The organism is Streptomyces sp. NPDC002742 (assembly GCF_042888885.1).
Lineage (GTDB): Bacteria > Actinomycetota > Actinomycetes > Streptomycetales > Streptomycetaceae > Streptomyces.
This window is the reverse complement of record NZ_JBIAQF010000018.1, coordinates 14,376-30,213: the sequence shown is the minus strand read 5'-3', so window position 1 is coordinate 30,213 and position 15,838 is coordinate 14,376. Positions and strand designations below refer to the sequence as shown.

The 15,838-nt window shown below is 69.9% G+C and carries 9 protein-coding genes, 1 pseudogene and 1 riboswitch; of the genes and pseudogenes, 5 read left to right on the top strand and 5 right to left on the bottom strand.

The features are described 5' to 3' along the window. Window positions 1-14 precede the first annotated feature (14 nt). From nuoL to nuoN, 3 genes are read left to right on the top strand one after another with little or no spacing between them, the layout of a single operon-like run. Window positions 15-1,928 carry an NADH-quinone oxidoreductase subunit L gene (gene nuoL / locus ACFYW8_RS29040; protein ID WP_365878056.1) on the top strand — a complete coding sequence of 638 codons (1,914 nt, stop codon included), beginning with the start codon at window positions 15-17 and terminating at the stop codon, window positions 1,926-1,928. A gap of 5 nt (window positions 1,929-1,933) precedes the next feature. Continuing rightward, window positions 1,934-3,505 (top strand): NADH-quinone oxidoreductase subunit M, encoded by a 1,572-nt coding sequence (locus ACFYW8_RS29035; protein ID WP_365878054.1) that lies wholly within the window; start codon window positions 1,934-1,936, stop codon window positions 3,503-3,505. Next, window positions 3,502-5,160 (top strand): NADH-quinone oxidoreductase subunit NuoN, encoded by a 1,659-nt coding sequence (gene nuoN, locus ACFYW8_RS29030; RefSeq protein ID WP_389082829.1) that lies wholly within the window; start codon window positions 3,502-3,504, stop codon window positions 5,158-5,160. Before ACFYW8_RS29035 ends, nuoN begins: the two co-directional genes overlap by 4 nt. A gap of 58 nt (window positions 5,161-5,218) precedes the next feature. Here the strand turns inward: nuoN and ACFYW8_RS29025 are convergent, their stop codons facing one another. Further along, window positions 5,219-5,929: a hypothetical protein gene (locus ACFYW8_RS29025; protein WP_389082825.1), complete on the bottom strand. Its 711-nt coding sequence runs from the start codon at window positions 5,927-5,929 to the stop codon at window positions 5,219-5,221. Window positions 5,930-6,221: 292 nt separating this feature from the next. On the opposite strand from ACFYW8_RS29025, the gene recQ reads away from it, so the two are divergent. Next, window positions 6,222-8,258: a DNA helicase RecQ gene (gene recQ / locus ACFYW8_RS29020; RefSeq protein ID WP_389083382.1), complete on the top strand. Its 2,037-nt coding sequence runs from the start codon at window positions 6,222-6,224 to the stop codon at window positions 8,256-8,258. 281 nt (window positions 8,259-8,539) lie between these two features. On the opposite strand, the gene fahA is transcribed toward recQ, so the two are convergent. Further along, a complete protein-coding gene (gene fahA / locus ACFYW8_RS29015; RefSeq protein WP_389082820.1) occupies window positions 8,540-9,769 on the bottom strand; it encodes a fumarylacetoacetase in 1,230 nt (409 codons plus the stop codon). Between the two features lie 389 nt (window positions 9,770-10,158). Continuing rightward, window positions 10,159-10,848: a hypothetical protein gene (locus ACFYW8_RS29010; protein ID WP_389082815.1), complete on the bottom strand. Its 690-nt coding sequence runs from the start codon at window positions 10,846-10,848 to the stop codon at window positions 10,159-10,161. A 324-nt stretch (window positions 10,849-11,172) separates the two neighbouring features. Between ACFYW8_RS29010 and ACFYW8_RS29005 the strand changes: the two genes are divergently transcribed. Beyond that, window positions 11,173-11,982 carry an HAD family hydrolase gene (locus ACFYW8_RS29005; protein ID WP_365878044.1) on the top strand — a complete coding sequence of 270 codons (810 nt, stop codon included), beginning with the start codon at window positions 11,173-11,175 and terminating at the stop codon, window positions 11,980-11,982. A gap of 79 nt (window positions 11,983-12,061) precedes the next feature. Here the strand turns inward: ACFYW8_RS29005 and ACFYW8_RS29000 are convergent, their stop codons facing one another. Beyond that, a complete protein-coding gene (locus ACFYW8_RS29000) occupies window positions 12,062-12,829 on the bottom strand; it encodes a LysM peptidoglycan-binding domain-containing protein (protein WP_365878042.1) in 768 nt (255 codons plus the stop codon). A 4-nt stretch (window positions 12,830-12,833) separates the two neighbouring features. Then, a riboswitch (cyclic di-AMP (ydaO/yuaA leader) is annotated at window positions 12,834-12,994 on the bottom strand. A gap of 776 nt (window positions 12,995-13,770) precedes the next feature. After that, window positions 13,771-15,775, bottom strand: a pseudogene (locus tag ACFYW8_RS28995) (CocE/NonD family hydrolase). Window positions 15,776-15,838 lie beyond the last annotated feature (63 nt).

Here is a 15,838-nt window from a genome sequence, read left to right as displayed (position 1 = left end):
GGGGTCGCTGAATCGTGGAGAACCTGATTGCGCTGCTGGTAGCGGCGCCTCTGCTCGGAGCGGTCGTCCTGCTGTGCGGCGGACGGCGGCTCGACGCCGTCGGACAGTGGATCGGCACCGCGTTCGCGGCCGCCTCCTTCGTGATCGCCGCCGTGCTCTTCGCCGACATGCTGGGGAAGGGTCCTGAGGACCGGACCTTCACGCAGCATCTGTACAGCTGGATCGCCGTCGGAGACTTCCGGGCGGACGTCGGCTTCCAGCTCGACCAGCTGTCGATGACGTTCGTCCTGCTGATCACCGGCGTCGGCTCGCTGATCCACCTGTACTCGATCGGGTACATGGAGCACGACGAGCGCCGCCGCCGCTTCTTCGGCTATCTGAACCTGTTCCTGGCGGCGATGCTGCTGCTCGTCCTCGCCGACAACTACCTTCTGCTGTACGTCGGCTGGGAGGGCGTCGGTCTCGCCTCGTACCTGCTGATCGGCTTCTGGCAGCACAAGCCCAGCGCGGCCACCGCCGCCAAGAAGGCCTTCCTGGTCAACCGCGTCGGCGACATGGGTCTGTCCATCGCCATCATGCTGATGTTCACGACGTTCGGGACCTTCGCCTTCGGCCCCCTGCTCGGCTCCGAAGGGCACCCCGGAGTGGCCGGGGACGCCACCCAGGGCAAGCTCACGGCCATCGCCCTGATGCTGCTGCTCGCGGCCTGCGGCAAATCCGCCCAGGTGCCGCTGCAGTCCTGGCTCGGGGACGCGATGGAGGGCCCGACCCCGGTCTCGGCCCTCATCCACGCCGCCACCATGGTGACCGCGGGTGTGTACCTGATCGTGCGCTCGGCCGCCGTCTTCAACGCGGCGCCGGACGCCCAGCTCGTCGTCACCGTCGTGGGCGGGGTCACGCTCCTGTTCGGTGCGATCGTCGGTTGCGCGAAGGACGACATCAAGAAGGCGCTGGCCGGCTCGACCATGTCGCAGATCGGCTACATGGTGCTGGCGGCGGGCCTCGGCCCCATCGGCTACGTCTGGGCGATCATGCACCTGGTGACGCACGGCTTCTTCAAGGCCGGTCTCTTCCTCGGCGCCGGTTCGGTCATGCACGGCATGAACGACGAGGTCGACATGAGGAAGTTCGGCGGCCTCAGGAAGTACATGCCGATCACGTTCGTGACCTTCGGTCTCGGCTATCTCGCGATCATCGGATTCCCGGGCCTGTCCGGCTTCTTCTCCAAGGACAAGATCATCGAAGCTGCCTTCGCCAAGGGCGGCACCGAGGGCTGGATCCTCGGCAGCGTGACCCTGCTGGGCGCGGCGATCACCGCGTACTACATGACACGCGTGATGATCATGACCTTCTTCGGGGAGAAGCGCTGGCAGCCCGACGCGGACGGCCATGAGCCGCACCCGCACGAGTCGCCCCGGTCCATGACGATCCCGATGATCGTGCTGGCCTTCGGGTCGGTGTTCGCGGGCGCCTACTTCAGCATCGGCGACCGCTTCCTGAACTGGCTGGAGCCGGTCACCGGGCACTCGGAGGGCGACTCGCCCGTGAGCGCGCTCACGGTCACCCTGGCGACCATGGTTCTGCTGGTCGTCGGCGCCGGCATCGCCTACCTCCAGTACGGCCGCAGCTCCGTACCGGTTGTCGCCCCGCGCGGCTCCCTGCTCACCCGGGCGGCCCGACGCGACCTGTACCAGGACGACTTCAACCATGTCGTGCTGGTGCGCGGCGGTGAGCACCTCACCCGCTCCCTGGTGTACGTCGACCACACCTTGGTCGACGGAGTCGTCAACGGGACGGCCGCCTCGGTGGGCGGCCTCTCCGGGCGGCTGCGCAAGCTGCAGAACGGCTATGCGCGCAGTTACGCGGTCTCGATGTTCGGCGGTGCGGCGATCATCGTCGCCGCGACCCTGCTGATGAGGGCGGTCTGATACCGATGTCCTTTCCTCTGCTGACAGCGACGGCGGCGCTCCCGGCCCTCGGGGCGATCGCCACGGCCGCCGTGCCGGCCGCGCGGCGCGTCGCCGCCAAGTGGCTGGCGCTGCTGGTCTCCCTCGGTACCCTGGTGCTCGCCGCGGTCACCCTGGTGCGTTTCGACCCCGGCGGCGACCGTTACCAGCTCACCGAATCCCACGCCTGGATCCCGGACTTCGGGGTGAGTTACCAACTGGGCGTGGACGGGATCGGGGTGGTGCTCGTCGCGCTCACCGCTCTGCTGATGCCGTTCGTGATCCTGGCGGGCTGGCACGACGCCGACCCGCACGAGACCGGAAGCAGGCGCTGGCGTCCGACCCAGGGTTTCTTCGCCCTGATCCTGGCCGTCGAGGCGATGGTGATCATCTCCTTCGAGGCCACGGACGTCTTCCTCTTCTACATCTTCTTCGAAGCCATGCTGATCCCGATGTACTTCCTGATCGGCGGCTTCGGGGACCGTGCCCACGAGCACGGGGACGAGGTGGCGGCGACCCAGCGCTCGTACGCCGCGGTGAAGTTCCTCCTCTACAACCTGGTCGGCGGCCTGATCATGCTGGCCGCCGTCATCGGCCTCTACGTGGTGGCCGGAAGCTTCTCCCTGCAGGAGATCGTCCAGGCCCGGGCCAACGGGTCGCTGCACATGGCGACCAGCACCGAGCGGTGGCTCTTCCTCGGCTTCTTCTTCGCCTTCGCGGTGAAGGCGCCCCTGTGGCCGCTGCACACCTGGCTGCCCAACGCGATGGGTGAGGCCACCGCGCCGGTCGCCGTGCTGATCACGGCGGTCGTCGACAAGGTCGGCACCTTCGCGATGCTCCGCTTCTGCCTCCAGCTCTTCCCGGAGGCGAGCAAGTGGGCGACGCCCGTGATCCTCGTCCTGGCACTGATCAGCATCATCTACGGGGCGCTGCTCGCGGTCGGACAGCGGGACATCAAGCGACTGGTCGCCTACGCGTCGATCTCGCACTTCGGGTTCATCATCCTGGGCATCTTCGCGATGACCAGTCAGGGCCAGTCGGGCGCCACGCTCTACATGGTCAACCACGGGATCTCGACCGCCGCCCTGATGCTGGTGGCGGGCTTCCTGATCTCGCGGCGCGGCTCGCGTCTGATCGCCGACTACGGAGGGGTGCAGAAGGTCGCCCCGGTGCTCGCGGGCACCTTCCTCATCGGCGGCCTCGCGACGCTGTCGCTTCCCGGCCTCGCGCCCTTCGTGAGTGAATTCCTGGTCCTGGTGGGCGCGTTCGAGCGCTACCCGGCCGTCGGCATCGTCGCCACCTTCGGCATCGTCCTCGCCGCGCTCTACACCCTCGTCCTCTACCAGCGGACGATGACGGGCCCGGTCAAGGCCGAGGTGGCCGAGATGCCGGACCTCAGGGTGCGCGAGCTCCTGGTGGTCGCTCCGTTGATCGCTCTTCTGATCTTCCTGGGCGTCTTCCCGAAGCCGGTCACCGACATCGTCAACCCGGCGGTCAAGCAGACCATGTCAGATGTACACAAGACGGACCCCCAGCCCGCGGTGGAGGCGGCCAAGTGAGCGCATCAGCCGTCCACAGTCTGTGGACAACGGCGGCAACCGCGGCCGAGCCGATCTCCAAGATCAACGCGCCGAAGATCGAATATGGGCAATTGTCGCCCACCTTGATCGTCATCGGCGCGGCGGTCATCGGAGTTCTGGTCGAGGCCTTCGTGCCGCGCAAGTCGCGTTACTACACGCAGGTGTTCGTCGCCGTCGTGGCACTGGCCGCGGCTTTCGCCGCGGTCGTCGCGCTCGCGGCGGGCGGATACGGCACGACAAAGGCGCACATCGCGGCGATGGGCGCGATCGCGGTCGACGGACCGTCCCTGTTCCTCCAGGGCACGATCCTGCTGGCCGGCATCCTCGGCGTCTTCACCTTCGCCGAGCGGCGCCTCGACCCCGAGGCGCACGGGAACCGGGTCGACTCCTTCGCCGCACAGGCCGCGTCCGTGCCCGGCAGCGACAGCGAGAAGGCCGCCGTGAAGGCCGGGTTCACCACCACCGAGGTGTTCCCGCTGCTGCTCTTCGCGATCAGCGGCATGCTGGTCTTCCCGTCGGCCAACGACCTGCTGACCCTGTTCATCGCGCTGGAGGTCTTCTCCCTCCCGCTGTACCTCCTGTGCGCCGTGGCCCGCCGCAAGCGGCTCATGTCGCAGGAGGCGGCGGTCAAGTACTTCCTGCTCGGTGCCTTCGCCTCCGCGTTCACGCTCTTCGGCATCGCCCTGCTGTACGGCTACGCGGGCTCGGTGTCGTACGCGACGATCGCGCACGTCGTCGACGGCACGGTCACGAACGTCGACCCGGCGCTCGCCGGCACCATGGGCAACGACGTACTGCTGCTCATCGGTATGGCCCTGGTCGTCATGGGCCTGCTCTTCAAGGTCGGCGCGGTGCCCTTCCACATGTGGACACCGGACGTCTACCAGGGTGCGCCGACCCCGGTCACCGGCTTCATGGCGGCGGCGACGAAGGTGGCCGCGTTCGGCGCGCTGCTGCGCCTGCTGTACGTCGTCCTGCCGGGCCTGCGCTGGGACTGGCGGCCGGTCATGTGGGCCGTGGCCATCGTCACCATGCTGGGCGGTGCGATCGTGGCGATCACCCAGACGGACATCAAGCGGCTCCTGGCGTACTCGTCGATCGCGCACGCCGGATTCATCCTCGCGGGTGTCATCGCGACCTCGCCGGACGGTGTCTCGTCGGTCCTCTTCTACCTGGGCGCGTACTCGTTCGTCACGATCGGCGCCTTCGCCGTCGTCACGCTCGTGCGGGACGCGGGCGGCGAGGCCACGCACCTGTCCAAGTGGGCGGGTCTCGGACGCAGGTCACCCCTGGTGGCCGCGGTGTTCGCGGTCTTCCTGCTGGCCTTCGCTGGTATCCCGCTCACCTCGGGCTTCGCCGGAAAGTTCGCCGTGTTCAAGGCGGCGGCCGAGGGCGGCGCGGGCGCACTGGTCGTCGTCGGTGTGATCTCGTCGGCGATCGCGGCGTTCTTCTACATCCGCGTGATCGTGCTGATGTTCTTCAGCGAGCCGAAGCCCGAGGGGCCGACGGTCGCCGTGCCGTCGCCGCTGACCACGACGGCCATCGCGGTGGGCGTGGCGGTCACGCTGGTGCTGGGTGTGGCGCCGCAGTACTTCCTGAACCTGGCGAGCCAGGCCGGGGTCTTCGTGCGCTGAGCGGGACCTTGCGCGGCTCGGGCCCGCTCCCTTCGAAGGGAGCGGGCCCGAGCCGTTCTCAGTGGGCGGTGTGGGCGGCGGCCGACGAGCCGGAGGGAGCCTTGCCCGACGCCCCAGAAGGAGCCTTGCCCGGCGCCGCGGAGGGAGCCTTGCCCTGCGCCGCGGATGGGGCCTTGCCCGACGATTCGGAGTGGGTTGTGCCGGACGAGTGGGACTGCGCCGGGGCGGCCGGGCACTTCACCCTGGGGTTCCAGCGGTTGAACAGGCCGCTGGGGTTGTGCTTCCAGAGCCAGACGTGCAGGTCGTAGTGGACAGGCATACCGGGGTAGTGACCCGGCATCGGACCATCGAACTTCTGACCGCCGAACATCGAGGGCCGGTCCTTGGTGGTCTTCATGTTCTGGTCCGAGTCCAGCACGATCCACTCCACCCCCGCCAGTTTGCGCTTCCCGTCCTTCCCGTCCTCGAAGAGGAGGGCCGCGGGCTTCGCCGGGTCGAGCGAGCCGTAGCGGGACTCGTTGAAGTAGTGGTAGCCCATGCTGCCGTGTCCCGCGGGATCCGTGGAGCACTGATGGGGGACGTATCCGTCGGCGAGGGCGACCTTCTCGTCGCGGTACTTGACGCTGGCCATGTACGCCGTGACCAGGTCCCGGATTTCCTTCCGGCCGGCCGGGCCGTCCGAGGCCGGGGCGGGCACGGCGGACAGGGCGAGCGAGGCGGCAGCGGCTGTCATGAGGGTGATGGCGGTCCTGAGAGGGCGCTGGGACATGCGAAGGCTCCTAGAGACGCGAGAGAGGCGTACGGACGGCGCGGGTCCGTCGGCTGCGGGCCCCCTCCTCCCGCCCGAGCAGCATGGCCCTCGGCCACCGAGCGCCGCCATGCGGGCGGGGCCAACGGGTTGAAAACGCGCGGGGCGCGCCGTGCAGGGGAGTGAGACGCGCGCCGCACCCCGGTACGTAGGGAAGCCGGTCCCTCGCAGCCTGTGGACAACTCTCGGACTGTCGGTGCGGACCCCTATCGTGGACGCAGTGGTCGAGGCGCGACGTACGGGGGACGGAACGATGGGCGGGACGGGTGTGATGACCGAAGCGGACGCGACGGAGACGCTGGGCGAGAGTGAGGCACTGGCCACCCTCCACCGGGTCTTCGGGTACGACGCATTCCGCGGTGAGCAGGAAGCGATCATCGAGCACGTGGTGGCGGGCGGTGACGCCGTCGTCCTGATGCCGACCGGTGGCGGAAAATCCCTGTGCTACCAGATTCCCTCCCTGGTCAGACCGGGTACGGGCATCGTGGTCTCCCCGCTCATCGCGCTCATGCAGGACCAGGTCGACGCGCTGCGGGCGCTGGGCGTGCGCGCCGGGTTCATGAACTCCACTCAGGACTTCGACGAGCGGCGCGTGACCGAGGCGGAGTTCCTGGCCGGAGAGCTGGACCTGCTCTATCTGGCCCCGGAGCGGCTGCGTCTGGACAGCACGCTCGACCTGCTGTCCCGTGGGAAGATCTCGGTCTTCGCGATCGACGAGGCGCACTGCGTGGCCCAGTGGGGTCACGACTTCCGTCCCGACTATCTGGCGCTCTCGCTGCTCGGCGAGCGCTGGCCGGACGTCCCGCGCCTCGCGCTGACGGCCACGGCCACGCGTGCTACGCACAAGGAGATCACCCAGCGCCTGGGCATGCCCACGGCCCGCCACTTCGAGGCGAGCTTCGACCGCCCCAACATCCAGTACCGGATCGTCCCCAAGGCCGAGCCGAAGAAGCAGCTGCTGTCCTTCCTGCGCGAGGAGCACGCGGGCGACGCGGGCATCGTGTACTGCCTCTCGCGCAACTCGGTGGAGAAGACGGCCGAGTTCCTCTCCCGCAACGGCGTCGAGGCGGTGCCGTACCACGCGGGCCTGGACTCGGGCACCCGTGCCGCGCACCAGTCCCGCTTCCTGCGGGAGGAGGGCCTGGTGGTGGTCGCCACGATCGCCTTCGGCATGGGCATCGACAAGCCGGACGTACGGTTCGTCGCCCACCTCGACCTGCCGAAGTCGGTCGAGGGCTACTACCAGGAGACGGGTCGCGCCGGCCGTGACGGGCTCCCGTCCACGGCCTGGATGGCATACGGCCTTCAGGACGTGGTCCAGCAGCGCAAGATGATCCAGGGCTCGGAGGGCGACGAGGCGTTCAGACGCCGGGCCGCCGCCCATCTGGACTCGATGCTCGCCCTGTGCGAGACGGCCCAGTGCCGGCGCTCCCAGCTCCTTGCCTACTTCGGCCAGGACCCGAACACCCCGGCCTGCGGCAACTGCGACACCTGTCTGACACCCCCGGAGACCTGGGACGGCACGGTCGCGGCACAGAAGCTGCTGTCCACGGTGGTACGGCTCCAGCGCGAGCGGGGGCAGAAGTTCGGCGCGGGCCAGATCGTCGACATCCTGCTGGGGCGCAAGACCGCCAAGGTGATCCAGTTCGACCACGACCAGCTGTCCGTCTTCGGTATCGGCGAGGAGCTGGCGGAGGCCGAATGGCGGGGTGTCGTACGGCAGATGCTGGCCCAGGGGCTGATCGCGGTCGAGGGCGAATACGGCACCCTGGTGCTGACCGACGCCAGTGGAACGGTGCTGCGGCGGGAGCGAGATGTGCCGATGCGCAAGGAGGCGCCGAAGCCGGCCGCGTCCCGGTCGTCGGCACCCAAGGGCGAACGCAAGGCCAAGGCCGCGGCCGCCGAACTGCCCGCCGAGCTCGTCCCCGCGTTCGAAGCGTTGCGTTCCTGGCGGGGCGAGCAGGCGCGTGAGCAGGGCGTCCCGGCGTACGTGATCTTCCACGACGCCACGCTGCGGGAGATCGCCACGGTGTGGCCCACCTCGGTGAAGGACCTCGGCGGCATCAGCGGGGTGGGCGAGAAGAAGCTGGCGACGTACGGGGAGGGGGTCATCGGGGTGCTCGCCTCGCTGGGCGGCGGTACACCGGCGGCCCAGCCGGCCGCAGGCACACCCACGGCGCCGCCGGCCGTCGGCAGACCCGTGGCCGCACCGGTTCCGGCGGTCGCCGCGGGACCGGACCCGGACTGGCCCGAGCTGGACCAGGAGCCGGAACCCGAGGACTGGATGTAGCGGCACCGGGTCGGACGGCGGGCGGCCGATTCGTACCGGGCGGGACGGCGGGCGGCCGATTCGTACCGGGCGGGACGGCGGGCGGCCGATTCGTACCGGGCGGGACGGCGGGCGGCTGATCGGCAGTGGCGGTACCGCCACCGGCCGATCGGTTCGGGCAAGGGCGCCAGGCGGTCGAGCCGTCGGGGTCTCCCCGCTCCGCTCACCGGGGGCACGGTGGCCAGGAACCTGGCCACCGTGACACGGACCTCGTTACCGCTGGTGCCCCCTGCCGGGGATCACTACTGGGGGACGGCCTGCGTGATGCGGCCCCGGACCTCGCCGAGGCCCACCCGGGTCCCGCCCGGCCCGGGGGCCCAGGCCGTCAGAGTGACCTCGTCGCCGTCCTCCAGGAACGTGCGCTTGCCGTCGGGGAGTTCGAGCGCGTCGCGCCCGTTCCAGGTGAGTTCGAGCAGGGAGCCGCGTTCGCCCTCGGAGGGGCCGCTGACGGTTCCGGAGCCGTAGAGGTCACCGGTGCGCAGGGAGGCGCCGTTGACCGTCATGTGGGCCAGTTGCTGCGCGGCCGTCCAGTACATGGTGGAGAAGGGCGGTTCGGAGACGACGTGGCCGTTGATGGCGACGGAGATCCGGAGGTCGTAGCCGCCCGGGTCCTCGGAGGCGTCGTCGAGATACGGGAGAAGGGGGTGCGTGCGGGCGGGAGGAGCGACGCGGGCCTCGTCGAGGGCGTCGAGCGGGGTGATCCACGCCGACACGGATGTGGCGAAGGACTTGCCGAGGAAGGGGCCCAGGGGAACGTACTCCCAGGCCTGGATGTCCCGCGCCGACCAGTCGTTGAGGAGGCAGACGCCGAAGACGTGGTCTCGGTAGTCGCCAAGCCGCACCGGCCGGCCCTGTTCCGAAGGGGTGCCGACCACGAAGCCGACCTCCGCCTCGATGTCCAGGCGGATCGAGGGGCCGAAGACGGGGGCGGCGTCCGCCGGGGCCTTGCGCTGGCCCGACGGGCGTACGACGTCCGTGCCGGAGACCACGACCGTGCCGGAGCGGCCGTGATAGCCGATCGGCAGGTGCTTCCAGTTGGGCGTGAGGGAGTCGGCCGCGTCGGGGCGGAAGATCTGGCCGACGTTCCGGGCGTGGTTCTCGGAGGCGTAGAAGTCGACGTAGTCCGCGACGGTGAACGGGAGGTGCAGCGTCACGTCGGAGAGCGGGTGGAAATGGGGAGCGAGGGTCTCCCGGTGGGCCGGGACGGTCACCCAGGCCGTCAGCGCGCGCCGGACATCGGACCAGGCGGTGCGGCCCGCGGCGAGCAGCGGGTCGAGGGTCGGCTGCGCGAGCAGCCCGGCGTACGGGGAGCCGAGCGCGCGGGCCGCGGCGCCCGCGTCGAGGACGTGGTCCCCGAGCCGTACGCCGACGCGCCGCTCGGCGGCACCGGTCGCGCCCACCAGGGAGAACACGCCGTACGGAAGGTTGTGCGGGCCGAAGGGATCGCCCTCGGGGACATCGAAGGGGGGCATCGGTTGGTGCCTCGCTTTCGGATTCGTACTCGCCATGTGATCCATGCGTTCCACGCGTTTCATGTGGTCAGGGCACACGTTACGGGGCAGTGACCTGCTGTGGCAGGGCCTAAAGAGTTTGCAATGTCCGAATTGACCTCGTCGGGCGCGGCAATTCCGGCTTGGCCCTCCCCGTGCGGCATGGACATGGGGCATAGGCGTCGGTATGGGGCATAGGCGTCGGCGTGGGGCATGGGTGTGGGCGGGGCGGTCCGGCCCTCGGAGGGCTGGTTGCCTTCGGGCGTCGGGTTCGGGGCCTGACCGTCGAGGTGGGGGCGGTTCGGGCCTGGCCGCCGGGGCGGGAACGGCTCGGGGCGCCCGTCCCGCCGCCAGGACGGGCGTTACGGGCCTCAGGGTTTCTCCGCGAAGAACTCCCCGGCCGTCGGTTCGCTTTCGTCGATGGCGCCCCGCTGCCAGGCCATGAAGTCCGCGATGATCCCGGGTGGGTTGGCGGCTTCGGTGGCCTCGATCTCCCACCCGGGGTCGTCCATGTCGAAGACGACGACGGGGAGAGCGCGTCCGAAGATCTCCGTGAGGACGCCATCCGCGTGGAGGCGGCGGGCGAGGTCGATGGCGGCGTCGTGGAAGTGGAGCCGGAGAAGGTCGGACTTTGCGTCCAGTTCGTCCTCCAGTTCCTCCGGCAGATCCATCGCGAGGAAGCCGTAGTCGCCGTCGAACCAGATCCCCAGCTCGCTGACCTCGTCCACGTACAACGGGCTGCCGACGGGGTCTTCGGGGATGTTGCCCAGCATCTCGAAACCGTCCAGCAGCCACAGGGCGTAGTTCCAACGGGCCTCGCCCGGGTCCTCCGGATAGGTCTCCTGCCCGTACTGGGTTTCGGTGTTGTAGCCGATGGCCACGTACGGGTGGCGCTCGTCGCCGTCGATCCGCCAGATCCGGAAGGAGAGGGCGTAGATCTCGGACCGCAGGGAGTCGGGGAAGCGCCGGATCACGGCTTCGGCGGCGGTGCGCAGATGTTGCCGGAACGGGGTCACCGCGCCGGATGGGCCGGGAAGCCGGGCCGCGGACTCAACAGGCATGTCTCTCCTCGGACTTGTCGATGCTCCTCGGTGATTCCCGCAGCGGTGTGTGCCGTCACCGAGTCGGCCGGTGGGCCGGCCTGCCATCGGGGCGGCCTGTCACCGAGTTGGTCCGTCACCGAGTTGGCTTGTCGCCAGGCTGTGTTGGGGTGTTGTGGTCGGTCGTGTGCGGGAAAGTCGGTGTGGGCGGAAGCTGACCTTGCGTGATCCGAAGCGGTCGTAACGCGCTTACCACCGTACGGTGAACGGCGTTGCTGACGGGATACCGGACGTCGTCCGGTTCACGCCGGGCCGATGAGTCGTTCGATCCGTATTCTTCGGATCATGGCCGCTCCGACTGCATATTCACTCATCGCCACTGACCTGGACGGAACGCTGCTGCGCGGCGACGACACACTCTCCGACAGGTCACGCGCCGCGTTGGCGAAGGTGATCCAGGCAGGTGCGCGGCATCTCGTGGTGACGGGCCGCCCCGCACCGCGCGTGCGACCGCTCCTCGATGAACTCGGCGGTGAGGGACTGGCGGTGTGCGGGCAGGGGGCGCAGCTGTACGACGCCGGGGCGGACCGCATGCTGTGGTCGGTGACCCTGGACAGGGAACTGGCGGAGACGGCGCTCGGCAAGATCGAGGCGGAGGTCGGGCTGCTGTACGCGGCGGTCGACCAGGACGGCGTGGACGGGCTGACGCTCATCGAGCCGGGGTATGTGATGCCGCATCCGACCCTGCCGGCGGTGCGGGTGCCACGCCGGGACGACCTCTGGACGGAGCCGATCAGCAAGGTGCTGCTCCGTCACCCGTCGTTGTCCGACGACGAGTTGGCATGTGCGGCACGCGGAGTGGTCGGTTCGCTGGCGACGGTCACCATGTCCGGGCCCGGCACCGTCGAACTCCAGCCATGCGGGGTGACCAAGGCGACTGGACTCGCTCTCGCGGCCGCGCACCTCGGACTCACCGCGGCCACGACTCTCGCCTTCGGTGACATGCCCAACGACATCCCGATGTTCGACTGGGCCGCGCGCGGTGTGGCGATGGCCAACGCCCACCCGGAACTGAAGGCGGTGGCCGACGAGGTCACCCTGTCGAACGAGGACGACGGAATCGCGGTGGTCCTGGAGCGCCTCTTCGGCTTCTAGGAGCGGCGACGCACCCGCCGGCGGCACCGAGAAGGTGCCGCCGGCGGGTGCGGGCGAAGCCGAGAGGACCGGGGTGTGATCAGTAGGCGCCGTTGACGTTGTCGATGGAGCCGTAGGTCTTGGCCGCGTAGTTGCAGGCAGCGGTGATGTTCGCGACCGGGTCGTAGATGTTCATCGAGGTGCCGGGGACGTGGAAGGCCCGGAACGTGGGGTCGATGACCTGGAGCAGACCCTTGGAGGGGATGCCCGCGGCGGCGTTGGAGTCCCAGTTGTTGATGGCGTTGGGGTTGCCGGAGGACTCGCGCATCACGTTGCGGTAGATGCCGTTGTAGCTGCCCGGAATGCCCGCCTTGCCCATGACGTCCAGGGACTGCTTGATCCAGCCGTCGAGGTTGTTGGCGTACGTCGTGAGGGAGGCCTGGGTGGCGGTGGCCACCGTGGACTTGGCGACGGCCGGGGTCGCCTTCGCCGTGGTGCTCACGACCGTCGACTTGAGCTTCTTCGTGCCCACGGTCAGCTTCAGGCCCGGACGGATCACGGCGGGGTTGCCGCCGATGACCGCGCGGTTCGCCGTGTACAGCTTCTTCCAGCCGCCGCTCTCGGGGTGCTTCTGCGCCACCTTGGACAGGGTGTCGCCCGCGATCACCTTGTAGGTGATGAGCTGCACGTTGGGGATCACCGCGGTGTGGGCGGCCTTCGCGAGCTGGGGAGCCTGGGCCGGGGTCGCGGCCTGGGCGCCGGTCGCGCTCACGAGCGGGAGGGCGAGGGCGATGCCACCGGTTCCGGCGGCGATCATGCCGCGAGTGATGACGTTGGTCTTCGTACGGCGGTGCTTGCCTACGGGCATGACGAAATGTCCTCTCCGACGCCTGCGAGGTGAGCTGTCGGGTTCGGGCGGGAGATGCCCGGCCGCGTCGTGAGCGCGGCTTCACCCCTAGCCGGTCCGGTGTGTCCGGATCGGCGGCTTACCTGTGGTTCCCCCGCTCCTGCCGTGCGTGGGTGGGTGGGTTTCCGGGCGGCGGCAGGATTCGGCGAATCCGCCCGGGATCGACGAGAACGTATGCGAGAGCACATGTCCGGAACAAGGCCAGATTTGGCTGCGAAGATCGATTTAGCCTGGTTAGGGCGAGGGGGAAAAGTCCGATTGTGCCGGAATTCGATCCTCAACTTGCCTTTGGCGAAGGGGTTGGTCGGGTGGCGACGCGAGGCGGCACACCGGCTCGCTGGTGACTCAATTCACGAGACCAAGGGTCATCAAGGCGGCATGACGGGTAATTCGGGCATTGCGCTTCCGGTGGCAGGGGGGTTGCCGAGCCTCGGCGGCCGCCGAGCGGCCCCTTGCGCGGCGAGATGTGTGGCGCGGGACACGTGGGGCGCGTGGCCCGTCCGGGGCAGGGCGCGCGGCGCGTCGAGGGCGGGGGCGCGGCCCGTCGGAGGCTGGAGTGTCTGCCGGGGGCGCCGGCCGGACGCGGGCCGGGCCGGGTGATCGGGGCGAGCTGCGGCGGGTGCGGGGCCGAGTCCGGGGTGCGGATCGAGTCCGGGTGGGCAGGGTGAAGTGCCTTCTGTGGCAGCGGTGTTCGGCGCTCAGGCGATATGCCGGTGTCGGGCGCCGGGCGGATCGGCGCCGGGGCACGCGGTGCCCAGAGGGCCCGTGCGGGGGTGAACTCCCGCCCCCGCAGCCCCTGTCGGCCAAACCCGCCAGCCCCGCCGGCCCCGCCGGTCCGGTCGGTTCGGTTAACCCCGTGAGTCCGGTCAGTCCGGTTAGCCCCTTGAGCCCGGTCAGTCCGGTCAGCCGGCTGTGCGCGGGATTCTCTTCTCCCAGGTCCGGTGGAAGACGACCTCGTCGCCGTCCTTGCAGACGACCTCGTCGGTCGTGATGAAGTCCCGCGCGTCGCAGCTGATGGCGGAGACCGTCTCGACGCGGGCGTCCCACGGCAGGTCCGGGCGGTGCGGGCGGATCGACCAGGTGGAGCGGGTGCGGGCGGACAGTGGGTCCGACTCGTCGATCGTGTACGTCTCCCGCCCGTCCTCCGTGCATTCGAGGCCGTCGGGATACACACGGGTGCCGCCGTGGCCAGGGTCCACCTCCAGGCGCCAGGTGCCCGCCGCCACGTCACGCAGGACCAGGCGTTCCGGGCGGGGTGGCTCGTCCAGGGTCGCGGAGACGGTCACGCCGAGGGGTTCGGACTCCTCCGGCTCCCCGAAGGTGATCGAGGGGTCCGACTCCCTTGCCCGTACGGGGAGTTCCAGGGTGCTGCCGATGGGGTCCAGGGTGAAGCCCGCCTCGGAACACGGCTGGGGCCAGACCCAGGGCCAGCACGCGGAGGAGACGCCCAGGCGGAGGCGGTGGCCCGCGGGGAACGCGTACCCGATGCTGTTCAGGTCGAACACCACGTTCTCCGTAGTGCCCGGTTTCCAGGGAACGGCCTGGTCGCGGCCGTGGCGTGCCGACAGGTTCAGGACACCTCGGGTGACGAGCGTGGACGCTCCGTCCGGGGCCACGTCGCAGAGCCGGGCGATCACCTGGCCCCTGGGTGACGCGGACGTCAGCCGCAGATTGACCCGAGGGCGGCCCAGCACCCAGGTCTCCTCCGCCACCTCGAACTCGAAGCACGCCGACCGGGCGTCCTCCTCCCGCTGGTCCGGCGGCAGGTCGGCGTCGTTGCCGAAGGGGAAGAAGCGGCCCGCGTCGACCCCCGTGTGCTGCGGGGACCGTACCGGCACCGGGGCGCCCTGGAGCGCGTACGCGACCGGGGTCACCGAGGGGGAGGGCCAGGCCGGGTCGCCCACCCAGCGGCCGGGAATCTCCCCGTAGACGGTCGCCGGAGGGTGCGCGTCCATCACGTACGAGCGCAGAAGGGGGACGGAGAGCGCGTCCGTCTCCTCGTCCCGGAGCCAGTGGTTCCACCAGCGCAGCGTCTCCTGGAGGAAGCCGATCGCCGGGCCGGGCGGCCGGCCCCGGTCCGGGTACTGGTGCGACCAGGGACCGATGGGACCTCGTACGCGATCCGGTGGCAGGTTCTCCACCAGGCGCAGCACCGTGTCGCGGTACGGGTCGTGCCAGCCGCCGACCGCGAGCACCGCCGCGCGGACGGCGCCGTGGTCCTCGCGGACGCTGTCGTCGCGCCAGTACGCGTCCCGGTTCTGGTGCGTCAGCCAGGTGTGTACGGAGGGGGCGACCGCCTCCAGTCGCTTCACCCACATGTCGCGCCACATCACCTCGCCCACATGCACCGGGTCCGGTGGGCGGGCGGCGAAGGCGAGCGTGGTGGCCGCCCAGGCGTGCATGTCGACGGCGAGAACGGAACCTCCCGCGTAGTGCACGTCGTTGTCATAGCGGTCGTCGGTCGAGCAGACCGTGACGATCGCCTTGAGCGGCTCGGGCGCGCGGGCCGCGATGCGGAGGGAGCTGAAGCCGCCCCACGAGATCCCGAACATGCCGACGCGGCCGGTGCACCAGGGCTGGGCGGCCAGCCAGCCAGGAGACCACCTCCACCCCGTCGGCCGGCTCGGTCCCGGAGTGCTCGTCCCCCGGGGTGCCCTCCGAGTTGCCGTGGCCGCGCACGTCCACGCGGACGGAGGCGTAGCCGTGGCCGGAGTACCAGGGATGGCGCTGCCGGTCGCGCGGGGCGGTCCAGTCGGTCAGGCGGTAGGGGAGGTACTCCAGGAGCGCCGGGACGGGCTCCTCGGTCAGCGGACGCCAGATCCGGGCGTACGGACGGGTGCCGTCCGAGAGAGGGACGAGGACGTCCTCATGAGTGGTCTCGTAGGGGAAGGGCGTACGGATGTGCATGAGTGTCACCTCGGTGGACGGTGTGCGTCGTGCGGCGCGGCCGGGAGTCAAGGAGCGGCACGT